Raw genomic sequence first — 21890 nt, 5'->3', positions numbered from 1 at the left:
GAGCCGACAGGGTCAAAGGTCAGAGACTGGCGCATCGCCGGGCCTCTGACCGATTGCCGTACAGCACGCGAATGTGCGGCGAGATCTCTGGCCCCATCGAAACAGACGAATCCGGATGTTTGATTTTTCCTGAAGAAGCGCCGGACAGTTATTTTCTGTCAGGAAGCAATCTGGTCCACTTCGGTAGCCATCTTTGATTTGGCAATTGTAGGGATATCTGTGCAGGTATAGCCTGCACGGATGGATCGGGAAGCAGCACAGCGGCCCCTTGCGCGCCGCGACGAGCGGGCGACGAGTTCCGAGCACGCTGCGGGACCGCACACCGCGCAGCTTTCGGCGATGTCGGCTGCGCTGAACGGCTCCGCGCCGGTCCAGCGGCTTGAAGCACTGACCCCAAACCACACCGGCATGCCCGATACTCTCAAGGCAGGGGTCGAGGCGATGTCGGGCATGTCGATCGATCATGTTCGCGTCCATCGCAACTCGCCCCTGCCCGCGCAGCTACAGGCGCATGCTTTCGCGCAGGGTGGCGATATCCATCTCGGCCCCGGCCAGGAAGCGCATCTGCCGCATGAGGCCTGGCATGTCGTCCAGCAAGCGCAGGGCCGGGTGCAGCCGACCACACAGATGGCGGGCGGCGTGCCGGTCAATGACGATCGGGTGCTGGAGGACGAAGCCGATCGCATGGGTGCGCTCGCCGCCGGGGGGGCGGTCCAGCGCGCCGCCGCGCCGTCAATGTTGCCTCCCCCAAGCGCGCCGGTGGTGCAACGCGCGCTGGTGCAAGATGCGGAGATCATCGCCACGCGCGACGGGAATTATGACTGGCGAAGCTTCCGCGGCACACGCACCGAGAATTTTGGTGGCACGGCAACCGAGTCCGGACGCAGCGCAAAACTCGTGGACGGCGTGAATGTGCGAAGGTCGCATATCAGCTGGGGCGCCGTTGATGCGGTTAGCGGCGAAGGCACGAGTGTGGACGCCATGATCGGCCCAGACCATAATCTTGGCTCAAACCCATCGGCGCAGAACGCGCTAAAGCGTGTCGCATCTTTCAAGAAGCTGTCGGGAGAGAGCTATATCTCGGGGCATTTGCTGACCGAGAAACTGGGCGGCCCGGGAAACGAAGCGCGTAACCTGACAGCCATCCCCGGAACCGCCAATTCGCTGCAGTCGAGCCGCATCGAGGACAACCTTCGCGTGGATGTCAACGAGCAGGGCTATTGGATGCGCTACATCCTCAATGTCGATTATGCCGACAAGACCAAGGCCGTCGCCCTGGCGCCCCGGGCAATTCCGGCCGCAATGGGCGTCGAAGCCACGCCAGCGTCCGGCGGTTCCACCGTCAAGGTACGCTATGCGAGCCGGCTGGTCGCGACATGGTACAGGATCGACATTGATGGCAATGCGGCGACGCGGCCACAGACCGTGACCCTGACGATAACTTCACCCTTGGACTCGGCGGATGCGGTCGCCAGCGATCCAGTCGCATCCGGGGCGGCTTCCGGCAAGCATGCGATAAGGACCAAGATCGACGCGGAGGATCTGGTCCTCACCACCTCTAACCTGCTCAAGCATGTGGTGGATCACCGCGAGCCGCTGATCGGGCGGATCGCCGAGCTTCGCCAGGCGATCGAAAGCCTTGAAGTGAGCGAGCAGGAGTCGGCCGAAGCGATGGACCGGCTGAACGAAGAGGCATGGGAGGTCGGCCGGGATGCCGGCTATCGTCAGGGCTATAACGAACTGCTGGCGGAGTATGAGCTGTCATTCAGCCAGCCGCCCCCACCGATGATCGACGATGAAACCTACCGGCAAGCCTATGCGGAGGGCGAAAAGGCCGGACAGGAGGCTGCGGACGCTTATATCAGAGGATATCAGTCGGGGTATAATCACGGCTATTATGACGAAGGCGCGCCCTTGCCGTTTGCAATCACCCAATATGATGACGGATTCAATTACGGCTTCCACACCGGGCTGGAGGCCGGCGAATATGGCGCAGGCAGGCGATACAATATCGATAAAACCACCCTTCTGCAGAACCTCAACGAATCTCACCTCAACGTCCATTCCTCCAATCTCGGCTTCACGACTGTCGAACTGACCGGGCGGCGGGAGGTCAAGAATGGCGTGAAATGGTATCAGGTGAAATTGATATCCGCGTGGGAAGAGGGCCTTAAGGAAGAAACACAAAAGAACTTCTGGATGAAGCGCGCCTGGCTCCGCCATGGATATTGAGCGCCGCCGCTGATATTTGTCCGCGCTTGCCGCTCGGCGATTTCCTTTCATCCGCCAGCGATTCGCGCGCTCCGCCGGAACAAGGCAGCGGAAGTCAGCCAGATCACCACAAAGCCGCTGCTCAGCACGACGATCGGCTTGATCGAGTGCGCATTGGCCGGCGCAGTTGCCAGCATCAGCGCCAGCGCGGCCTGGACCGCAGCCACGGCGAGCATTGCGCGCGCCATTTCCGGTGCACGGGCGCGCGCGACGAACGTGCAGGCAAGCGCGGTCGCGACCACGCCGAAGAATCCCTGGTTCGCGGGGTTTTCTTCATTGCCGACGATGCCCACGGCCAAGTTTATCCACATCTGGAACAGCGACACGAATACCGCCATCGCCACCCCCGCCCAATAAGCGCCCCGCGCCGTGCTTCCCGTCATCGCCAGTCCTCTGGATATTGCTGAAAGCCGCACTCTTGCGGGCCATGGAATGAGCGACATGAGCGCGTTGTGAGGTTTCGCTGAAAAGCGACCGCCGTTTCGGAAAGGCGGCGTTACGCAAACGCAATGAATCCCACCCCGGCACAGTGTGTTGCATCACGGTAAATCCCGCGGAAACCACGTCTTTACGCGCTTCGGTATATCCCTGTGGCGCATCACGGCTGCACCCGGTCCTTTCGCCGGCCAGCTACTAATTTGTTGGGGGCGTATGCCGCTTGAATCCGTGAACGTTGCGCGACTGGCAGGCGGCTGGAGCTCCATGGGTGCGCTCGCGGCCTCTGACGGAAGCGCAAACCATCCTTATCTCCAGCGGCTCCAGGCCAATGTGGAGCCGGTTCGCGATCTCGCCGATGCGGCGCACTACATGTGCATCCTGCATGGCCGGCATCCCGGCGTGATCGATCACGCGGCAACGCATGCGCCGCTTGGCAGCGAGCAGGCGTGGCTGGAGAGCGCCGCGGGAGCATTCGCGACGGAACGCGCCTTCCTAGTCCGAATCGTCGCCGCTGCGGGTCCGTTGCCGAGTACGCCGGGGCATGCCGAATCCGAAGCAGCAGCAGCATCGCAGCGCCATGCTCTGGAAACGCTGGCCCAATCGGACCGCGCGGGATGCGCGATCGGCGCGGCTCTGGCGCTGGCGATCGACTGGCTCGAAATCCGCAAGGTGCTCGACGCCGCCGCCGACCGCCTGAACCTCACCCCGCCCCCCTTCGCCCTGCCGCCGTTCGAGGAAACCGCCACGGTCATCGATGCGCTGGTCCGCGCCGGGCCGGTCGAGCGCGCGATGCTTTTCGGCGCACAACAGCTCTTCGCACAGCATCGCGGACTGTGGGATCTGCTCGAGGCGCGCGCCAGCGCCCGCGATCGGCACTGATCCCGGGCACTAAGGGTTGCAACGAGCAACCGAACCCCTCTATCCCCCCTTCATGCGTTTTGAAGGCACCCAGAGCTATGTCGCGACCGATGATCTGAAGGTCGCGGTCAATGCAGCGGTCACGCTGCGCCGTCCCCTCCTCGTCAAGGGCGAACCCGGCACGGGGAAGACCGTGCTGGCCTATGAGATCGCCAAGGCGGTCGGCGCGCCGCTAATCGAGTGGAACGTAAAATCCACGACCAAGGCGCAGCAGGGCCTGTACGAATATGATGCGGTGGCGCGGCTGCGCGATGGCCAGCTGGGCGATGAGCGTGTGCACGACATCGCCAATTACATCCGCAAGGGTAAGCTCTGGGAGGCGTTCACCGCGCCGCAACTGCCGGTGCTGCTGATCGACGAGATCGATAAGGCCGATATCGAGTTTCCGAACGATCTGCTCCAGGAACTCGATCGCATGGAATTCCATGTCTATGAGACCAAGGAGACCGTCCGCGCCGCGGAGCGCCCGATCGTCGTCATCACCAGCAACAACGAGAAGGAACTGCCCGACGCATTCCTGCGCCGCTGCTTCTTCCACTATATCAAGTTCCCCGATCGCGAGACGATGCAGGCGATCATCGACGTCCACTTCCCCGGCATCCAGAAGATGCTGGTGAGCAAGGCAATGGATATCTTCTACGATATCCGCGAAGTGCCCGGTCTCAAGAAGAAGCCCTCGACCAGCGAGCTACTCGATTGGCTCAAGCTGCTGCTCCACGAGGAGATGCCCCTGGACGTGCTTCAGAACCGCGACCCGACCAAGGCGATCCCGCCGCTCCACGGCGCGCTGCTCAAGAACGAACAGGATGTGATGCTGTTTGAACGGCTGGCGTTCATGGCCCGGCGGCAGCAGGGCAAATGACCACGCACGCGGGCTGCCTGTGCGGCAAGGTCCGCATCGCGATCGAGGGCGCGCCGCTGCGCGTTCGCACCTGCTGGTGCCGCGATTGCCAATATTGGGCGGCCGGCAGCGGCACCACCAACGCGATGTACCGGATCGAGCAGGTCTCGATCACCGGCGACGTGCGCTGGTATGAAAGCGTCGCCGACAGCGGCAATCGCATGCGCCGCGGCTTCTGCCCCGATTGCGGGACGCCGCTTTTCACAGGCCCCGCAGAAGCCCCGAAGTTCCTTGGCGTCCGCGTCGGCGCGTTGGACGATCCGAACCGTTACCGCCCGACCGAACTGATCTGGACCGATAGCGCCCCCGAATGCGCCTGCCTCGATCCCGCCCTGCTCCACACCCCGCGCCAGCCTGCACCGATCGGCTGAGGCGGATGGCGGAGCGGCGCAAGGGAGGACGGCCCTATTGTCGTGTACGCACACGGCGCGTCGGGGCAGCTTAGCCTTGTATCCCATGCCTATCCTCGAAGCGTGCTTCCAACGACATGCGCGCCATCGGCGTGCGCGCTGGTGGATCGGGGAACGCCCCGAGGGCCGCGACGGCCAGATGGCCCGCCTGATCGCGGCAAAGCTCGATTATCCGACTTCACGCGACGATCCGTTTGTCCCCGGCGGCATAAAGGCCGTCAGCCTTTCCGACGCTGCCTATGTGCTCGCGGTTGCCGCCACGACCAGCCTTGCCCATCATTCTGCGCCCAAACCGCACGCAGTTTCCGAGGCAAAGCAGGCGCTGGCCGAACTGCGGGACCGGCCCGTGTGGCTGGCCAATGGCTGGATGCCCGGACAGACGAACACTTGGTGGATGCCGTTGACCGGCGCCACCTTCGACTGCGGAATCATCGGCTGGGACGCGCAGAACGCCTTCATATTCTGGGCGGAGGAAGTGGACTGACCGATCCCCGCTCTCTCGGCGCCACCCGCTTCGCCCGCATCCGCGCCCAGCTGGAAGCGTTCGAGCCCCGCCCGGGCTGGCGCAGCTGGCTTTATGAGTTCCTGCTGTTCGGCTTCAAGCAAGGCTGGGCCTGCCTGTTCGGCGGGTTGATGCTTGGCCTGCTGCTCGTCTCCCCCGGCAAGCTGGGAGCCTGGTATCTGCTGATGATCATCTCATTTGTGCTGGTGGAACTGGTGCACCGGGCGCCTCAGTCTTCGGGCGCGGACAAATCCGACGGATCCGCCTCGTAATCCAGCAATTCCCCCGGCGCGCATTCCAGGACCGCGCACATCTTGGCGAGCGTGGCGAAGCGGATGCCCCGCACCTTGCCCGAGCGGAACAGCGAGAGCTGGGTCTCGCTGAGCCCCATCTGCTCGGCGAGCTGCTTGCCCGTCATGCCGCGTTTGGCGAGCACGGCGTCCAGCGTGACCTTCACCGGCATCAGAAAAACTCGTCCAGCTCTTCGCGCGCGGCCGATGCCTGGGCGAGCAATTGCGCGACGAGGACGAGCGTCGCGCCGATCACCCCCAGCGTGATCGCGGCGCCATCGAACCGCGCATAGGCGCCCTGGCTATAGATCAGGCGCATCAGCAGCGGCACGCCGAACACGTTGATCAAGCCGCCGGCAAACAACGCCGCGCCGATTCGCAGCAGCAGCTGCGGCACGACCTGCCCGAACACCGCCCCCGAAGCGATCGATCCAAGCGCCTGCCGCACCATCCAGATCGCCCAGACATAGATATACATCGGCAGGTTGAAGATCAGCGCCGGCCACGAAAAGCGGCCGGTCCAGATCGGCGCGAGGATCAGGATCGCGGCGACCAGAAGCAGCAGCACGAAGGGCACCGTCACCAGCCACATCAGGATGCGCGCACGGGCGCGAAGCGTGTCGATCATAGGGTCTCCATGCCGCTCATGATTTAACCTTGACTTAAATTTCCACGATTGGCAAATTTAAGCTATAGTTAAATTCGGAGTCGATGCATGACCGCTGCCCTGGAAACCCATCGCCTGACCAAGCGCTTCGGCAAGGGTGCGCCCGCCGTCGATGCAGTCTCGCTCAATGTCCCGCGCCGCGCGATATATGGCTTTCTTGGCGCCAATGGCGCGGGCAAGACCACGACGCTCAAGCTCGTCCTCGGCCTGTTGCGCGCCGATTCCGGGACGATCCGTCTGTTCGGCGAGGATGCGGCGAAGGCGCGCACCAGCATCGGCTCGCTGATCGAGACGCCTTCCACCTATGATCACCTCACCGGCCGCCAGAATCTCGATCTCACCCGCATCCTGCTCGGCCTTCCGCGGCGCGAGATCGATCGGGTGCTCGATATCGTCGATCTCCGCGGCGCGGGCGACGAACGCGTCGGCGGCTATTCGCTCGGCATGCGCCAGCGGCTCGGCATCGCGCGGGCACTGCTCGGCAATCCGCGCCTGCTGATCCTCGACGAGCCGACCAACGGCCTCGATCCCGACGGCATTCGCGACATGCGCCATCTGCTGCGCCGCCTGCCCGAGACCGGCGACGTCACGCTGATCGTCTCCAGCCATCTCCTCTCCGAAGTCGAGCAGGTCGCGACGCATGTCGGGCTGCTCCATCGCGGGCGGCTGCTGGTCGAATCGCGGCTCGATGCGCTGCTCGGCGGCATCGCGGCGGTGGAGGTCGATACCGGCGATCGCCCCCGCGCGGCGATGATCCTGGGGGGCGCCGGCTTCTCGGTTCGCCAGAGCGAGGCGGGTAATCTGCTGGTCGATGCGGAGGACCCTGCCGAGATCGCGGCGCTGCTGGTGCGCGAGGGGCAGTCGCTTTCGCATCTCGCCCGCCACCGGCCTTCGCTGGAAGGAATCTATCACCGCCACATCGCTCAGGCCGCCTGAGGAGCCACCCCATGCTGCACCGCTATCTGATCGCCGAAATCCTCAAGCTGCGCCGCAGCCTCGCGCTGATGCTCTGCGTCGCCGCACCCGGATGTGTCGCGCTGCTCGGCACGATCATCGCCTTCGACAAGAAGGCGCCGGTAAATCTCGCCGCCTTTGTCATGACCGGCCCCGGCATCTGGTCGTTCGTGATGCTGCCGCTCGCGATCACCGCGCTCAGCGTGCTGATGGCGCAGATGGAGCATGGCTCGCGCAACTGGAACCATCTGCTCACCCTGCCGGGCGCGCGGCCCCATGTGTTTCTCGCCAAGGCAATCGTGATGCTCGGGCTCGTCGCGGCGATGTCTGTGCTGCTGTTCCTGTTCCTGCTCGGCGGCGCTGCTCTCCTCTCGCTGCTCCATCCGCTGGGCGTGACCGGCCATCCCGATTATGCAGCCCTGGCCATACGGCTCGGGCTCATGGCCCTCTCCTGCACCCTGGTCAGCATGCTCCAGCTCTGGGTCGCGCTCGCGAATCGCAGCTTCGTGGTGCCGCTGGTCTTCGGCATTGCGGGCACGTTCATCGGGATCGGCACGTTCGGCGCGACCAAGGCGGCGTGGTTCCCATGGCTGCTCGCGGCGGGGATGCTGTCGCCCCGGCCGGAGATCCAGCAACTGGGCTGGATGCTGGGCGGGATCGGCGGTGCGGCGGTGATGGCGGCGATGCTCCTCCACCTGAGCCGACGCGAGGCCTAGTATATTCCTCCCCCCGCTTCAGCGGGGGAGGTGGCAGGCGCAGCCTGTCGGAGAGGGCCCGGCGGCAAGCGCATCCCCTGCGGCAACGCCCCCTCCACCACCGCTTCGCGGCGGTCCCCCTCCCCCGCTGCGCGAGGGAGGAATGAGAAACCCAATCTCCCCCGTCACCCTGAACTTGTTTCAGCGTCCAACGTGCACCAACCCAGCGGTGAATTTGGTGGAGGGCTGGATGCTGAAACAAGTTCAGAATGACGGAGAGGGCACCGCCACCCCACCAAGCCCACCCCCGCTGAAGCAAGGGAGAAATTGGCGGTCACGCTGTCCTACAGGGTAGCCGCACCTTTGCTCAGCCCAGGCCCGCCACGAAGCGAAATTTCACGATTCGCATGAAAAGTGGGAAGCCAAGCCGTCACGCCCCTGTCCCTTGCTGGCGCACCGTTCCGACCCTAAACCCGGCGCCATGTTCTTCTCCTTCCTCGACGAGTTGCGTGCGGCTGGTATCCAGGCGAGCCTGAAGGAGCATCTGATCCTCCTCGAAGCGCTCGATCGCGATGTGATCGATCGCACGCCCGAGGCTTTCTATTATCTCGCCCGCGCCACCTTCGTGAAGGACGAGGGGCTGCTCGATCGCTTCGATCAGGTCTTCGCCAAGGTGTTCCGCGGCATCGCCACCAATTACGGCGTCGCCCCCGCCGACATCCCGGAGGACTGGCTCAAGGCCGTCGCCGAGAAGTTCCTGACGCCAGAAGAGATGGAGGCGATCAAGTCGCTCGGCTCCTGGGACGAGATCATGGAGACGCTAAAGAAGCGGCTGGAGGAGCAGCAGGGCCGGCATCAGGGCGGCAACAAATGGGTCGGGACCGGCGGCACCTCGCCCTATGGCAATTCGGGCTTCAACCCCGAGGGCGTCCGCATCGGCGGGGAAAGCAGGCACAAGCGCGCGCTGAAGGTGTGGGACCAGCGCGAGTTCAAGAATCTCGACGCCACCCGCGAGCTGGGCACGCGCAACATCAAGGTCGCGCTGCGGCGTCTTCGCCGTTTCGCCCGCGAAGGCGCCGCCGACGAGCTCGATATCGACGCGACGATCGAGGGCACCGCCAAGCAGGGCTGGCTCGACGTGCGGATGCGGCCTGAGCGGCACAATGCGGTGAAGCTGCTGCTGTTCCTCGATGTCGGCGGATCGATGGACCCGTTCGTCAAGCTTTGCGAGGAGCTGTTCTCGGCCGCTACATCCGAGTTCAAGAACCTCGAATTCTTCTACTTCCACAATTGCCCCTATGAGGGCGTTTGGAAGGACAATCGCCGCCGCTTCACCGAGCGGACGCCGATGTGGGACATCCTCCACAAATATGGCCATGATTATAAGTTGATCCTGGTCGGCGATGCTTCGATGAGCGCGTATGAGATCACTCATCCCGGCGGATCGGTCGAGCATTTCAACGAGGAAGCCGGCGCGGTGTGGATGCAGCGGCTGACCAACACCTATCCCGCCGCAGTGTGGCTCAACGTGCTGCCGGAGGCGCAATGGGGCTATACCCAGTCGGTGAAAATCATCCGCGAGCTGATGAACGACCGCATGTATCCGCTGACGCTCGCGGGCCTCGACGACGCGACGCGCGAGCTGAGCCGGAAAAGCTAGCGCTCGCCCGCCACCCTGCGCGCGGCTGCACGAGCCTTTTGCCGGGCCGTGGCATTCCCCGCGCCCGAGTAGAGCTCCTTGATGAATCCGCTGTCGAGCCGGGTGAGCATCTGCGGCGGGGGGACGCCATCGGCATCGAAGAGCGAGAGGATCGTTTCCGCCATCCCGGGTTCACGCGGGGGGCGTGCACCCGCGAGCGTGCGCATCGCCGCGTAATCGGCAATCTGGGTCAACGACTTTCCCAGCGCGGCGCCGTCGTCGATCACGACGATCGACTGGAGCGTCACCTGCTGGGTGGGCGGACGGATGTTCGACGCCGATTGCACCGCCAGAACAGGCGGCTCCTCCCCGTCGCCGCCGGTCGCGGCCTCGCCATCCTCGTTCCGGACCTCCACCGTGTTCCACGCATGCACCGGCCCCTCGCGCTTGGCACGCCGCAATTCACCCGGGCGCAGGCCCGCGAACATCGCCGGAAAGCGCTTGCGGAGCGCCGCGGTGAACATATCCGCGTCCGCGGCGATGATGATGACGATATTCGGATCGCAGCGCTCGGGTGCGACCTTTGCCCCCGCATCCTCCGCGATATCACGCATGCGGCGCGCGACCGCGAGGCTGCTCTCTGGCGAAAGGCCCAGCACGATCGGGCAGACCGGCTCGGCGAAGCGCGCAAGCTGGCCGTCCACGGCGGAGACGATCTGGCGAAGCTGGCGCTGGGCCGCTTTGGCGGAACCGCCCTTCTTTCCGGTGACAACGATGGGGCGGTCATCGACCACCTGCGCATGCGCCGCATTTCCCGCGAACATCGCCAGTATCGCGAACAGGAATAAGGTGGGACGCAAATCAGGTCTCCGGCAGCGGCGCCGGAGACAGCCTAGAGCCGTTCGACGGCGCGGTGAAGCTTGCGCAGCACGGCGCCGTCATGCGCCTGTGCGGTCGCAGCCTCCGATGCCAGGCCCATCAGGCGCACAGCGCCGAAGCTGGCGGCCAATCCCTTGAGCCGGAGCGCCGCTGCGCTCCAGGCATCCGGGCTGTCGGCACCCTTCATCGCTTGCAGGCACCGGCGAACGCCATCGAGAAACGCCTCGCGCAGCTCAGCGATCAGCTGGGGCTCGTCGCCCACCGCCGCCGCCAGGGTCGCATCGATTGCACCGGGATCATACGCCATCAGGCGACGCTATCAGAGGCTATGTTAACGGTCCGTTTCCTTACGGTGTTGGTCCGGCGGAATAATGTGGTAAATGCGCCACATGAGTGGGGCCAAACCAGCAGAGCCAATGTTCACCGCCGACAGCGACGAACCCTTTGTCCTGTCTGCAGCCGCCGTGCTGCCCGAAGCGGACGACGGTGCGGAGGAAGAGACGCCCGCACGAGACCGTAGCTGGATATTCCCGGCGCTCGCCATCGCGGCGGCATTGGGATCATTTGCCGGGCTCGGTTGGATGGCGCTTCCCTCGGTGCAGGCCGGAATGCCGCCGGTAGCGCTGGTGCAGCTGATCGCGGCTTTATGCGTGCCGCCGCTGCTGATCAGCGTGCTCTATCTTCTGGCGATGCGCACCAGCCGGGCGGAGGCTCGCCGCTTCGGAGCCACCGCGCACACGATGCGGATGGAAGCGGCATCGTTGGACCGCAAGCTCTCTGCCCTGTCGGAGAAGTTGGCCGAGAATCGCGAGGCCCTCGCTGAACAGACCGACATCCTGATCGCGATGGGCAACCGCGCAGCGCAGCAGATCGCCGAAGTCGCGGGCACGGTGGCGCATCAGGCGAGCTCGATCGACGGCAGCAGCCGCACGCTGACGCTCGCCGCTGGCGAGGCCGAACGCCGGATCGCGGTCGTGCTTGCCTCGCTGCCCAAGGCGCATGAGGAAATGCGCGGCCTTTCGGAGCGCGTGGACGCAGCAGGACTGCTCGCGAGCGAGCGCGCTGCGGCGCTCGACACGCAACTATCGGCGCTTTCCGAGCGCGGACGCGAGGCGGATCAGATCGCCGGCGGCGCGGCGGACCGGCTGGCGGCGCATATCGCCCGCATGGAAGCGACCAGCGAGGCGGCCAGCGCGCGACTGGAGGCGGTCACCGGGCAGATGTCGGTCGAAGTGGATGGCATGCTCGATCGCGCCGCCGTGGCTGTGGATGAGGCACGCAAGGGCATCGCCGCGCAGGGAGAGGCGATCCTGGCGATGTTGGGCGCCAACCAGGCGGCGCTCGATCGCGCGAGCAAGGATACGACCGAAGCGCTCGCGGAGCGCATGGCTGCGATCGCGGACGCGGTCGAGCGCGTGGGCGCGCGGCTCGGCGAGGAACAGGAGCGCGGCGACGCTTTGTTTGCCGGGCTTTCTAGCGGCGTCGATCGGCTCGATCGCGAACTGCAGGTGCTCCACGCAGCCGGCATGGACCGGACGCAAGGCCTCGCCGCGTCGGTCAGCGCTCTCCACGTTTCGGTCGACGCGATGAGCGAGGCGCTGAACGGCGGCGATGTGATCGCCCGCCGCGTCATTACCACTTCCGAAGATCTGCTGACGGCGCTGGACGCTTCGGCGCGCGAGATCGACGAGACCCTGCCCGAGGCTCTGGCGCGGCTCGATGCGCGGATCGCCGCGAGCCGCCAGATCGTGGCTGGCGCCAAGCCCGAGCTGCTCGCTTTGGTGACTGCCGCCGAAAGCACCCACGACGCGATCGAGGCGATCGCCGATGTGGTGAGCCAGCAACGCGATACGCTGGCCAAGACGCAGGCGTCCTTGCTGGAGACGCTGGATACGGGCGGCGAACGGGCTCAGGCGCTCGAGCAGATCGTCGACGAGACGATCCAGACCACGCGGACCTTTGCCGAGGACGCTGCACCACAACTTGTCGATGCGTTGCTGCGCGTCCGCGAGACCGCTGTGGCGGCGGCGGATCATGCGCGCGAAGCGATTGCGGGCATCGTTCCCGGCGCCACCCGCGCGCTGGAGGAAGCCAGCACCACCGCTATGCGCCGCGCGATGGACGACAGCGTCCGCCGCCAGCTGACCGAACTCGGCCATACGACCGAGGCCGCCGTCAACGCAGCGACGCGCGCGTCGGAGCGGCTGACCCAGCAGATGCTCCAGCTCGCCGAAAGCACGAGCCAGGTCGAAGCGCAGATCGAAGCCGCGCGCGCCGCACGCGAAGAGGCGGACGGCGACAGCTTCGCGCGCCGTGTCTCGCTGCTGATCGAAGCGCTCAATTCGAACTCGATCGATATCACCAAGACCTTCGCCGCCGATGTGACCGACAGCGCATGGGCGGCGTATCTGAAGGGCGATCGCGGCGTCTTCACCCGCCGCGCGGTGCGCGTGCTGGATGCCGGCGACGCGCGCGAGATCCATCGCCTATATGACGAGGACGACGCCTTCCGCGAAAACGTCAATCGCTACATCCACGATTTCGAGGCGATGCTGCGCCAGATCCTAACGCTGCGCGACGGATCGCCACTGGGCGTGACCCTGCTCTCTTCCGACATGGGCAAGCTTTATGTGGCGCTGGCCCAGGCGATCGAGAGGCTGCGCAGCTGACCGTCATGCCAGCGAAAGCTGGCATCTCGCGCATCACGAAACCCCAGAGTGTGCTGGAGGGCTATTAGTTCACCCAGTCCAGCATATCGGTGGTCACCCAGCCAAAATTGTAGTTCGCGAAAAACAGCGCGAACAGGACGGTCGCCACGATCGTCGTGCGGATCATCACGCGCTTGGCGTTGAACTCATGCGGTGCGCTGGGGGCCTGACCGGGGACGAGATCGACCCCGGCTTCCTCGCTGGTCTTTACGCCGAACGGAAGCACCAGGAAGACCGAAAAGGCCCAGAACAACAGATAGATCGCCAGAGCGGATTGCCACGTCATAGGGTCAGGCCTCGATGATCAGGACGTCGACAACCGGCTTCTTGCCGGTGTAGCGTACCGCGACGCGGCGAACCGAAAGACGGATGGCTTCGCGGAGCTTTTCGAGATCGCGGCTGCTTTCCTTCTGCACCGCCTGTTCCGCGGCATCGCAGGCATCGGCGATGAAATTGTCGCGATCCTCCTCCACCGGCACGCCTTGCAGCCGGATCTGGGGGTCACCGATAAGCCGGCCCTTCTGGACTGCGACTGCAACCGAGATCTGGCCGTACAACGCAACCCGGCGGCGCTCGTTGATCGTCGCGCCATCGGCGGGAAGGATCACGTCCCCATCGAGGACCAGACGGCCCACAGGGGCATCGCCAACCTTCTCGGGCTTACCGGGCGCGAGCTTCCAGATATCGCCGTTCACCTGGTTAATCGCCTGCGGCACGCCCTCCGACAGGCCAAAGCGCGCCTGCTCGTGCATGTGGCGGACCTCGCCATGCACCGGGATCAGGATTTCGGGCCGTATCCACTTATACATTTCGGAGAGTTCGGGCCGCCCCGGATGGCCGGATACGTGAATGAAAGCCTGGCGATCGGTGATGATCTCCACGCCCTTCCCCGCCAGAATGTTCATGATGCGGCCGATGGCGATCTCGTTGCCCGGGATCTGGCGCGAGGAGAAGAGCACGGTATCGCCCTTGTGGACCTTCAGGACGTGCGTGTCCTCGGCGATGCGATTGAGCGCGGCCCGGGGCTCGCCCTGCCCCCCGGTCGCGATGATCATCACCTGGCTCGGTGGCAGCGACATCGCGGTATCGAAATCGATCGTTTCGGGGAAGTTGCGCAGATAGCCCGTGGCCTTGGCGACGCGGATGATCCGATCGAGCGAACGCCCCGCCACACAAAGCTGGCGCCCGCAGTCCTGCGCCACTTCGCCCAGAGTCTGGAGGCGCGCGGCGTTCGACGCGAAGGTCGTGACCAGCACGCGGCCCTTGATCCCGGCGACGACCTCATCCAGCCCCTTGCGAACATCGATCTCGGAGCCGGAAGCTTGGGGATTGAAGACGTTGGTCGAATCGCAGACGAGCGCGAGCACGCCCTTGTCGCCAATCGCGGTCAATTCCTGCGCGGTCGAGGCTCCGCCCAGCGCCGGGGCTTCATCGAGCTTCCAGTCGCCGGTATGGAAGATCCTGCCATAAGGTGTTTCGATCAGCACCGCATTGCCCTCAGGGATCGAATGGGCGAGCGGGGTATAGGTGATGCGGAACGGGCCGATATCAAACGGGCCGTCCTCCTTGACCACGTTCAGCTCGATGCGATCGGCATTGCCCTCCTCTTCCAGCTTGCCATGGATCAGCCCCGCGGTGAAAGGTGTCGCATAGAGGGGAACGCCGAGTTCGCTCGCCAGATAGGGCAACGCGCCGATATGATCCTCATGTCCATGCGTCAGCACGATGCCGAGCAGATCGTCCAGCCGCTCCTCGATGAACTGGAGATCGGGTAGGATCACGTCCACGCCGGGATAGCTGGCGTCGCCAAAGGTGATGCCGCAATCGACCATCAGCCATTTGCCGTCACAGCCATAGAGATTGACGTTCATGCCAATCTCGCCCGAGCCGCCAAGCGCGACGAAGAGTAGTTCTTTACCTGGAGTCACAATGTTTCCTTGGAACGGGTTACCGGCTGCGTTCCCACAGCATCCATAACCCCTGAATCGTCAAATCCGGTTCGATCGCGTCGAACACGTCCGTGTGCTTTTCGAAGAGCACCGCGAGGCCACCCGTCGCGATCACCTTCAGCGGGCGGCCCACCTCGGATTTCATCCGGGCGACCAGCCCTTCGATCATCGCTATATAGCCCCAATAGATGCCGATGTGCATCTGATCGACCGTATTGCGACCAATTACGGAGATATTGCCCTTGGGCGCCTCGATCGCAATGCGAGGCAGCTTTGCGGCGGCGGTGACCAGCGCATCGAGCGACAGGTTGATGCCCGGCGCTATGATGCCGCCTTTATAGGCCCCGGTATAATCGACCATGTCGAACGTCGCGGCGGTTCCGAAATCGATGACGATCAGGTCGCCCGGATGGTTCGCATGAGCGGCGATCGCATTGAGCGCCCGGTCCGCGCCAAGATTCTGCGGCTCTTCCACATCGAGCTGAAAGCCCCAAGGTGCCCGTCCCTGCCCGGCGATCACCGCTTCGGTCTTGAAGTACTTGTCGCTCAGAACCTGAAGATTGTGCAGCGCGCGCGGCACCACGGTGCCGATGATGACGCTGGTGACGTCGCCGATCCGGAATCCTTCAAGCGCAAGCAACTGGCTGAGCCACACGGCATATTCATCGGCGGTGCGCCGCGGATCCGTGGCGATCCGCCAGCGCGCGCGAATCGCTCCGGCATCGACCAGTGCGAAGACGACATTGGTGTTGCCGGCGTCGATCGCGAGCAGCATTCGGGGCCCTTTCAGAGCAGGAAAACGTCGCCCGCGTGAATGACACGGACGCCGCCCCCGGCCAAGCGCAGGATGAGCGCCCCGTCGCTCGTCAGTCCATCGAACAGGCCGTCCACCTGGCTGCCATCGGCCTGCCGCGCAGTGAGCGCAGTCCCGGCAGGGTGGGCACGAGCAAGCCAGCGCTCGCGCACCGGCGCAATGCCGTTCCGCCAGCGCGAGAGCCAACGAGCGAAGATCTCGGCCAGAGCTTCGGCAAAAACTTCCGCGTCCGGCGAAGGCGCATAGATGCTCAGGCTCGTCGCGGGCTGGCCAAGTCCCACCGGGCAGTGCGCCAGATTGACCCCGAAGCCGATGATGACCGCATCATCCACGCGTTCGAGCAGGATTCCCGATAGCTTGGCACCGTTCACGAGCAGATCGTTGGGCCATTTGAGCATCGCGCGGACGCCGAACAAGGCGACGGTTTCTTCCAGCGCAACGGCGGCGACCAACGCCAGCGTCGCGGGCGAAGGCTCGCCGGGGCGCGTACGGACCAACGTCGAAATATAGAGATTGCCCTCGGGCGAGGCCCAAACCCTGCCCTGGCGGCCCTTTCCGGACGTTTGGCGCTCCGCGCGCAACCAGAGCCCCTCGCTCGCGCCGTTCCGAGCGAGCTCCGCCATATCGGCGTTGGTGGAGCCCGTCTCGGCGACGGTACGGAGTGTCGTGGTCAGAACAGCGCCTTGGCGGCCGAAGCCGTGAAGACTTCTAGATAGCCGAGCAGCGGCCAGCCAAGCGGCGAGATCACTGCTGCGGCGAGCACCAGCAACACACCCTCGACCGGATCGGTCTTGCCCGCAAAGGCAGGTGCCGGCTCATCGAAGTACATCGTCTTCACGATCTTCAGATAATAATAGGCGCCAATCGCCGACGCCGCAGCACCCACCGCCGCGAAGACGAATAGCCCCGAATCCACGGCCGCAACGAACACCTGCAGCTTGGCAAAGAAGCCGAGCAGAGGCGGAATGCCGGCGAGGCTGAACATGAAGATCGCGAGCGCGAGCGCCAGGCCAGGCCGCGTGCGGGACATGCCCGCCAGGCTAGCGATGCTCTCGATCGGCTGTCCGTCGGCGCCGCGCATCTGGAGCACGACGAGGAAGCTGCCGAGCGTCATGACGACGTAGATCGCCATGTAGTAGAGCACCGACGACACGCCCGCTTCGCCACCAGCCGCAAGGCCGATCAGCGCGAAGCCGACATTGTTGATCGAGCTGTACGCCAGCAGTCGCTTGATGTTGGTCTGACCGATCGCCGCGACGGCACCGAAGATGATCGAGGCCAAAGCGGCAAAGATCACAATCTGGCGCCAGTCTGCGATCGCCGGGCCCATCGCCTCGATCGCGACGCGGGTGGCAAGTGCCACTGCGGCAACCTTAGGCGCGGACGCGAAGAAGGCGGTGACCGGGGTCGGCGCGCCTTCGTACACGTCGGGCGTCCACATGTGGAACGGCACGGCGCTGATCTTGAACGCGAGACCCGCGAACACGAACACGAGACCGAACAACAGCCCCATCGAACGCTCACCCGCATAGGCATCGGCGATACCCGCGAAGAGCGTGGTGCCGCTAAAGCCATAGACCAGCGAGATGCCGTACAGCAGGATGCCCGAGGCGAGCGAACCCAGGACGAAATACTTCAGGCCCGCTTCGGCCGAGCGCGTGTCGCGGCGCATGAAGCTCGCGAGAACATAGGCAGCAAGGCTCTGCAGCTCGAGGCCGACATAGAGGCTCATCAGATCGCCGGCCGAGACCATCATGCCCATGCCCGCTGCGGAGAGCAGGATCAGGACCGGATATTCGGGGCGAAGATCGTCGCCCGAGCTGGTCTGGAAGAAGCGCGGAGCGATCAGGATCGAGACGGCCGCAGCGAAGAAGATCATCGCCTTGGCGACCGCGCCAAACATATCGGGGCGATACAAGCCGCCAAACGCCTCACCGCCCGCCGATGCGGGGCCCGCGAGCGCGATGCCCGCGCCGATCAGCACGGCAATCGCCGCCCAGCTAACCAGCTTGGTCGCTTGCTGCCCGCCCCATGCGGCAACGAGCATCAGGAGAATTGCGCCCAGGCTGAGCACCAGCTCGGGCAACACCATCATCAATTGGGTAGAATAGCTCATCAGTGCGCCTCCCCGTGCGCAGCAGCGGGGGCTTGGTGATCTTCAGCGGCAGTTGCGCCGTGATGCTCGCCGGCGGGTGCCGGCTTGCCAGCGGTGGGCTGCGAGTCCCCGGCGGGGGCCGCGCGGCTCATCCGCTCGACCAGACGCTCGACATCCGGACGCATCGGCTTGAGGAAGCTCTCAGGATACACGCCCATCCACAGCACAGCGGCAGCGATCGGGGCGAGCAGCCATATCTCACGCGCGTTGAGATCGGGCATTGCGCGGACATCTTCCTTGGTCAGATCTCCGAACACGACGCGCCGATAGAGGTACAGCATATATGCCGCGCCAAGGATGATGCCGCTCGTGCCGATCAGCGCAGCCCAGGTCGAAACCTTGTACACGCCCATCAGGCCCAGGAACTCGCCGACAAAGTTGCTCGTGCCCGGCAGACCGACAGAGGCCATGGTGAAGAGCATGAACAGCAGCGCATAGCGCGGCATGTTGATCGCCAAACCGCCGTAGCGATCGATTTCGCGGGTGTGCAGGCGATCATAGATGACGCCGACGCACAGGAAGAGCGCGCCCGAGACCAGACCGTGGCCCAGCATGACCATCATCGCGCCTTCGATACCCTGATGGTTGAACGCGAACAGCCCCATGGTGACGATCGCCATGTGCGCGACCGACGAATAAGCGATCAGCTTCTTCATGTCGGATTGCACGAGCGCGACCAGCGACGTGTACACCACTGCGACGCACGACAGCACGAACACCAGGTTCATGAACTGCGCCGAGGCTTCGGGGAACATCGGCAGCGAGAAGCGCAGGAAGCCATAGCCGCCGAGCTTCAGCAGCACGCCCGCCAGGATCACCGAACCTGCAGTCGGCGCCTGCACGTGCGCGTCGGGAAGCCAGGTGTGGAACGGCCACATCGGCATCTTCACCGCAAACGAAGCGAAGAAGGCGAGCCACAGCCACGTCTGCCAGTTCACCGGGAAATCATGGCTCATGAGTTCCGGGATCGAGGCGGTGCCGCTGTTGAGGATCATCGCGATCATCGCGATCAGCATCAGCAGCGAGCCGATCAGCGTGTAGAGGAAGAACTTGTACGACGCATACACCCGGTTCGCGCCGCCCCAGATGCCGATGATCAGGAACATCGGGATCAGGCCGCCTTCGAAGAAGACGTAGAAGAGCAGAAGATCCTGCGCGGCGAAGGTGCCGATCATCAGGATTTCGGTGGCGAGGAATGCCGCCATATATTCGGGAACGCGCTTCTCGATCGCGGTCCAGCTCGCGCCGACGCAGATCGGCATGAGGAAGACCGAGAGCATGATGAGCATCAGCGCAAAGCCGTCGATGCCCAGCGCCCAGGCGAAATCTACGCCCCCGACGCCAAACAGGCGGACATGCTCGACAAACTGCCACTGGGCAGCGCCCGCGCCCTGATCGAAGCTCGCCCACAGCCAGATGCCGAGCGCCAGATCGATGAGCGTGGCGCACAGCGCGATCCAGCGCGCGTTATTCGCGCTCGAGAAGAGACAAGCGACCGCCGCGACCGCAGGGATCGCCAACATCAGCGAAAGGATCGGGAAACCGGTCATCCTGCAATCACCCAAGTGAGAGCTGCGGTAAGACCGATCAGCATGATGAACGCATAAGTGTATAGATATCCCGATTGCAGTTTCGCCGTGCCGACGCCGCCGAACTGGATAAGCCGCGCGATGCCGTTAGGCCCGAACCGATCGATGGTCCCCTCGTCGCCCGCCTTCCAGAACAGCCGGCCGATTGCGAATGCGGGCCGCACGAACAGGAAGTTATAGAGCTCGTCGAAATACCACTTGTTGAGCAGGAACTTGTAGAGAACGTGGAACTGCTCCGCGCACTGCGCCGGGAAGCCTGGATTGCGCACATACGCATACCATCCCGTGACCAGGCCACCGAGCATCGCGAAGGTCGCGCTCAGCTTCACCCAGGTCGGCACATTGTGCATTTCGTGCATCAGATGCTCGTTGAATGCGATCGCGCCCTTCCAGAAGGCCGCGCCCGTGTCCGCTTCGATGAAGAAGCCATAGAAGACGAAACCGGCAAGCACCGCACCTACCGACAGCAGCACGAGCGGGACCAGCATCACCGCCGGGCTCTCATGCGGGTGATAGCCGGCAGTGCCGTCATCCCCCGCATGGCCATGGCCGTGTGCGTGATCGTCATGGCCATGCGCTGCATGCGCATGATCGTCATGGCCGTGCGCATCATGCGCTGCGTGCTGGATATGCTCCGAGCCCGCCCAGCGCGGCTTGCCGTAGAACGTCAGGAAAACGACGCGCCACGAATAGAAGCTGGTGAGCAGCGCAACGAAAACGCCGACCCAGAAGGCGCCGTAGGAACCAGCCGCAAAGGCCGCTTCGATGATGGCATCCTTCGAGTGGAAGCCGGCAAAGCCCATCGGCGTGTGGTTTCCGAACACCGCCGGGATACCCACGCCGGTGATGGCGAGCGTGCCCATCATCATCGCCCAGAAGGTTACCGGGATCTTCTTACGCAGGCCGCCATAATAGCGCATGTCCTGCTCATGGTGCATCGCATGGATCACCGAGCCGGCACCGAGGAACAGCAACGCCTTGAAGAAGGCGTGCGTGAACAGATGGAACATCGCCGCGCCATAAGCGCCGACGCCGGCCGCAAAGAACATGTAGCCGAGCTGCGAGCAGGTCGAATAAGCGATCACGCGCTTGATGTCGGTCTGCACCAGGCCGACCGTGGCCGCGAACAGACATGTCGCCGCGCCGACAAAGGTGACCACGCCCAGTGCAACCGGGCTTGCTTCAAACATCGGCGACATGCGGCAAACCATGAACACGCCCGCGGTGACCATCGTTGCCGCGTGGATCAGCGCCGACACCGGGGTCGGGCCTTCCATCGCGTCCGGCAACCAGGTGTGCAGGCCGAGCTGCGCCGACTTGCCCATCGCGCCGACGAACAGCAGCAGGCAGAGCACGGTGATCGTATCCGCGCGGAACCACAGGAAGCCGATGGTCGAGCCATGCATGTTGGGCACCGCCGCCAGGATCTCGGAGATCGAGACGGTGCCGAACACCAGGAACGTGCCGAAGATGCCGAGCATGAAGCCCAGATCGCCGACGCGGTTGACCACGAACGCCTTGATCGCGGCGGCATTGGCCGAAGGCTTGCGGAACCAGAAGCCGATCAGGAGGTAGGATGCGAGGCCGACGCCTTCCCAGCCGAAGAACATCTGGATCAGATTGTCGGCCGTCACGAGCATCAGCATCGCGAAGGTGAAGAGCGACAGATAGGCGAAGAAGCGCGGCTGATCCGGCTCCTCGCTCATATAGCCCCAGCTATAGAGGTGGACGAGCGCCGAGACGCTGGTGACCACGACGAGCATCACCGCGGTGAGGCTGTCGACCCGAAGCGACCAATCGGCGCTGAACGAACCGCTGGTCATCCAGTGCAGCACCGGAACCACGGTCGGCTCGGCAGTGCCCGAAAGATAGCTGATGAAGATCGGCCAGCTCAGCGCGCACGCGATGAACAGCGATCCAGTGGTCACGACCTTGGGAAGCGTGGCTCCGAACGTCTTGTTCGCGAAGCCGGCGACGATCGCTGCCAGAAGCGGCAGGAATACGATGAAGAGGATCGGCGACATCAGCACGCTCCCGTCACCCCGGCAAAGGCCGGGGTCTCAGGCGAATGCCCGAGGCAGGAGCCGCACAAGATCCCGACTTTCGCCGGG

At 64.3% G+C, this 21890-nt stretch carries 21 protein-coding genes and 1 pseudogene; 10 read left to right on the top strand and 12 right to left on the bottom strand.

The window, feature by feature from the left end; translation table 11 throughout:
• Positions 1-240 precede the first annotated feature (240 nt).
• The gene (locus SSO01S_RS17110; RefSeq protein WP_083942802.1) at positions 241-2232 is read left to right on the top strand and encodes an eCIS core domain-containing protein; all 1992 of its coding nucleotides are present in this window, start codon (positions 241-243) and stop codon (positions 2230-2232) included.
• A 47-nt stretch (positions 2233-2279) separates the two neighbouring features.
• On the opposite strand, the gene SSO01S_RS02885 is transcribed toward SSO01S_RS17110, so the two are convergent.
• Complete coding sequence (locus SSO01S_RS02885; protein WP_066794857.1) at positions 2280-2654, bottom strand: hypothetical protein; 375 nt, start codon at positions 2652-2654, stop codon at positions 2280-2282.
• Between the two features lie 268 nt (positions 2655-2922).
• On the opposite strand from SSO01S_RS02885, the gene SSO01S_RS02880 reads away from it, so the two are divergent.
• From SSO01S_RS02880 to SSO01S_RS17780, 5 genes and pseudogenes are all read left to right on the top strand, one after another.
• Positions 2923-3588, top strand: coding sequence for a DUF6975 family protein (locus tag SSO01S_RS02880; RefSeq protein ID WP_066794855.1), 666 nt, complete (start codon positions 2923-2925; stop codon positions 3586-3588).
• Between the two features lie 52 nt (positions 3589-3640).
• Positions 3641-4489, top strand: coding sequence for an AAA family ATPase (locus SSO01S_RS02875; protein WP_066794853.1), 849 nt, complete (start codon positions 3641-3643; stop codon positions 4487-4489).
• Entirely contained in the window at positions 4486-4899 is a 414-nt protein-coding gene (locus SSO01S_RS02870) for a GFA family protein (RefSeq protein ID WP_066794851.1), read from the top strand. The genes SSO01S_RS02875 and SSO01S_RS02870 overlap by 4 nt, the downstream gene beginning before the upstream one ends.
• A 178-nt stretch (positions 4900-5077) precedes the next feature.
• Entirely contained in the window at positions 5078-5422 is a 345-nt protein-coding gene (locus SSO01S_RS02865) for a hypothetical protein (RefSeq protein ID WP_169798305.1), read from the top strand.
• Positions 5419-5595 (top strand): annotated as a pseudogene (locus SSO01S_RS17780) (DUF817 domain-containing protein); the annotation flags it as partial. The gene SSO01S_RS02865 and the pseudogene SSO01S_RS17780, both read left to right, overlap by 4 nt.
• 74 nt (positions 5596-5669) lie before the next feature.
• Here SSO01S_RS17780 and SSO01S_RS02860 read toward each other — a convergent pair.
• The gene (locus tag SSO01S_RS02860; protein ID WP_066794847.1) at positions 5670-5903 is read right to left on the bottom strand and encodes a helix-turn-helix domain-containing protein; all 234 of its coding nucleotides are present in this window, start codon (positions 5901-5903) and stop codon (positions 5670-5672) included.
• On the bottom strand, positions 5903-6358 hold the full coding sequence (locus tag SSO01S_RS02855; protein ID WP_066794846.1) for a DUF2975 domain-containing protein: 456 nt from the start codon (positions 6356-6358) through the stop codon (positions 5903-5905). Before SSO01S_RS02855 ends, SSO01S_RS02860 begins: the two co-directional genes overlap by 1 nt.
• An 87-nt stretch (positions 6359-6445) precedes the next feature.
• Between SSO01S_RS02855 and SSO01S_RS02850 the strand changes: the two genes are divergently transcribed.
• From SSO01S_RS02850 to SSO01S_RS02840, 3 genes are all read left to right on the top strand, one after another.
• A complete protein-coding gene (locus tag SSO01S_RS02850) occupies positions 6446-7333 on the top strand; it encodes an ABC transporter ATP-binding protein (protein ID WP_066794844.1) in 888 nt (295 codons plus the stop codon).
• Positions 7334-7344: 11 nt separating this feature from the next.
• On the top strand, positions 7345-8067 hold the full coding sequence (locus SSO01S_RS02845; RefSeq protein WP_066794842.1) for an ABC transporter permease: 723 nt from the start codon (positions 7345-7347) through the stop codon (positions 8065-8067).
• 460 nt (positions 8068-8527) lie between these two features.
• Positions 8528-9706, top strand: a complete 1179-nt coding sequence (locus SSO01S_RS02840; RefSeq protein ID WP_066794838.1) for a vWA domain-containing protein — start codon at positions 8528-8530, stop codon at positions 9704-9706.
• Here SSO01S_RS02840 and SSO01S_RS02835 read toward each other — a convergent pair.
• On the bottom strand, positions 9703-10509 hold the full coding sequence (locus SSO01S_RS02835) for a hypothetical protein (RefSeq protein ID WP_066794836.1): 807 nt from the start codon (positions 10507-10509) through the stop codon (positions 9703-9705). The genes SSO01S_RS02840 and SSO01S_RS02835 overlap by 4 nt on opposite strands.
• Before the next feature lie 68 nt (positions 10510-10577).
• Complete coding sequence (locus tag SSO01S_RS02830) at positions 10578-10871, bottom strand: hypothetical protein (protein ID WP_066794834.1); 294 nt, start codon at positions 10869-10871, stop codon at positions 10578-10580.
• A 109-nt stretch (positions 10872-10980) separates the two neighbouring features.
• Here SSO01S_RS02830 and SSO01S_RS02825 point away from each other — a divergent pair, with 109 nt between their 5' ends.
• Positions 10981-13233 (top strand): coiled-coil domain-containing protein, encoded by a 2253-nt coding sequence (locus SSO01S_RS02825; protein WP_157073600.1) that lies wholly within the window; start codon positions 10981-10983, stop codon positions 13231-13233.
• Between the two features lie 64 nt (positions 13234-13297).
• On the opposite strand, the gene SSO01S_RS02820 is transcribed toward SSO01S_RS02825, so the two are convergent.
• The 7 genes from SSO01S_RS02820 to nuoL are packed head-to-tail and all read right to left on the bottom strand — an operon-like array spanning position 13298 to position 21803.
• Positions 13298-13558 (bottom strand): DUF1467 family protein, encoded by a 261-nt coding sequence (locus SSO01S_RS02820; protein ID WP_066794832.1) that lies wholly within the window; start codon positions 13556-13558, stop codon positions 13298-13300.
• A 4-nt stretch (positions 13559-13562) separates the two neighbouring features.
• The gene (locus tag SSO01S_RS02815) at positions 13563-15200 is read right to left on the bottom strand and encodes a ribonuclease J (RefSeq protein ID WP_066794830.1); all 1638 of its coding nucleotides are present in this window, start codon (positions 15198-15200) and stop codon (positions 13563-13565) included.
• Between the two features lie 19 nt (positions 15201-15219).
• Positions 15220-15996 carry a type III pantothenate kinase gene (locus tag SSO01S_RS02810; RefSeq protein WP_066794829.1) on the bottom strand — a complete coding sequence of 259 codons (777 nt, stop codon included), beginning with the start codon at positions 15994-15996 and terminating at the stop codon, positions 15220-15222.
• 11 nt (positions 15997-16007) lie between these two features.
• Positions 16008-16709, bottom strand: a complete 702-nt coding sequence (locus SSO01S_RS02805; RefSeq protein ID WP_281178669.1) for a biotin--[acetyl-CoA-carboxylase] ligase — start codon at positions 16707-16709, stop codon at positions 16008-16010.
• Positions 16706-18151, bottom strand: a complete 1446-nt coding sequence (gene nuoN, locus SSO01S_RS02800; protein ID WP_066794820.1) for an NADH-quinone oxidoreductase subunit NuoN — start codon at positions 18149-18151, stop codon at positions 16706-16708. Before nuoN ends, SSO01S_RS02805 begins: the two co-directional genes overlap by 4 nt.
• Positions 18151-19740: an NADH-quinone oxidoreductase subunit M gene (locus SSO01S_RS02795; RefSeq protein ID WP_066794818.1), complete on the bottom strand. Its 1590-nt coding sequence runs from the start codon at positions 19738-19740 to the stop codon at positions 18151-18153. Before SSO01S_RS02795 ends, nuoN begins: the two co-directional genes overlap by 1 nt.
• On the bottom strand, positions 19737-21803 hold the full coding sequence (nuoL, locus tag SSO01S_RS02790) for an NADH-quinone oxidoreductase subunit L (RefSeq protein ID WP_066794815.1): 2067 nt from the start codon (positions 21801-21803) through the stop codon (positions 19737-19739). The genes SSO01S_RS02795 and nuoL overlap by 4 nt, the downstream gene beginning before the upstream one ends.
• Between the last annotated feature and the right edge of the window lie 87 nt (positions 21804-21890).

The sequence above is a fragment of the Sphingomonas soli NBRC 100801 genome (assembly GCF_001591025.1).
Lineage (GTDB): Bacteria > Pseudomonadota > Alphaproteobacteria > Sphingomonadales > Sphingomonadaceae > Sphingomonas > Sphingomonas soli.
Note: the sequence above shows the minus strand (reverse complement) of the source record. Positions and strands in the feature narration are given on the sequence as shown.

Coding starts and splice junctions, on each gene's coding strand:
- SSO01S_RS02885 (WP_066794857.1), bottom strand. CDS start 2,654: ATGACGGGAAGCACGGCGCGGGGCGCTTATTGGGCGGGGGTGGCGATG.
- nuoL (WP_066794815.1), bottom strand. CDS start 21,803: ATGTCGCCGATCCTCTTCATCGTATTCCTGCCGCTTCTGGCAGCGATC.
- SSO01S_RS02845 (WP_066794842.1), top strand. CDS start 7,345: ATGCTGCACCGCTATCTGATCGCCGAAATCCTCAAGCTGCGCCGCAGC.
- SSO01S_RS02865 (WP_169798305.1), top strand. CDS start 5,078: ATGGCCCGCCTGATCGCGGCAAAGCTCGATTATCCGACTTCACGCGAC.
- SSO01S_RS02825 (WP_157073600.1), top strand. CDS start 10,981: ATGTTCACCGCCGACAGCGACGAACCCTTTGTCCTGTCTGCAGCCGCC.
- SSO01S_RS02875 (WP_066794853.1), top strand. CDS start 3,641: ATGCGTTTTGAAGGCACCCAGAGCTATGTCGCGACCGATGATCTGAAG.
- SSO01S_RS02795 (WP_066794818.1), bottom strand. CDS start 19,740: ATGACCGGTTTCCCGATCCTTTCGCTGATGTTGGCGATCCCTGCGGTC.
- SSO01S_RS02850 (WP_066794844.1), top strand. CDS start 6,446: ATGACCGCTGCCCTGGAAACCCATCGCCTGACCAAGCGCTTCGGCAAG.
- SSO01S_RS02880 (WP_066794855.1), top strand. CDS start 2,923: ATGCCGCTTGAATCCGTGAACGTTGCGCGACTGGCAGGCGGCTGGAGC.
- SSO01S_RS02855 (WP_066794846.1), bottom strand. CDS start 6,358: ATGATCGACACGCTTCGCGCCCGTGCGCGCATCCTGATGTGGCTGGTG.
- SSO01S_RS02835 (WP_066794836.1), bottom strand. CDS start 10,509: ATGTTCGCGGGAAATGCGGCGCATGCGCAGGTGGTCGATGACCGCCCC.
- SSO01S_RS02870 (WP_066794851.1), top strand. CDS start 4,486: ATGACCACGCACGCGGGCTGCCTGTGCGGCAAGGTCCGCATCGCGATC.
- SSO01S_RS02830 (WP_066794834.1), bottom strand. CDS start 10,871: ATGGCGTATGATCCCGGTGCAATCGATGCGACCCTGGCGGCGGCGGTG.
- SSO01S_RS02820 (WP_066794832.1), bottom strand. CDS start 13,558: ATGACGTGGCAATCCGCTCTGGCGATCTATCTGTTGTTCTGGGCCTTT.
- SSO01S_RS17110 (WP_083942802.1), top strand. CDS start 241: ATGGATCGGGAAGCAGCACAGCGGCCCCTTGCGCGCCGCGACGAGCGG.
- SSO01S_RS02810 (WP_066794829.1), bottom strand. CDS start 15,996: ATGCTGCTCGCGATCGACGCCGGCAACACCAATGTCGTCTTCGCACTG.
- SSO01S_RS02860 (WP_066794847.1), bottom strand. CDS start 5,903: ATGCCGGTGAAGGTCACGCTGGACGCCGTGCTCGCCAAACGCGGCATG.
- nuoN (WP_066794820.1), bottom strand. CDS start 18,151: ATGAGCTATTCTACCCAATTGATGATGGTGTTGCCCGAGCTGGTGCTC.
- SSO01S_RS02840 (WP_066794838.1), top strand. CDS start 8,528: ATGTTCTTCTCCTTCCTCGACGAGTTGCGTGCGGCTGGTATCCAGGCG.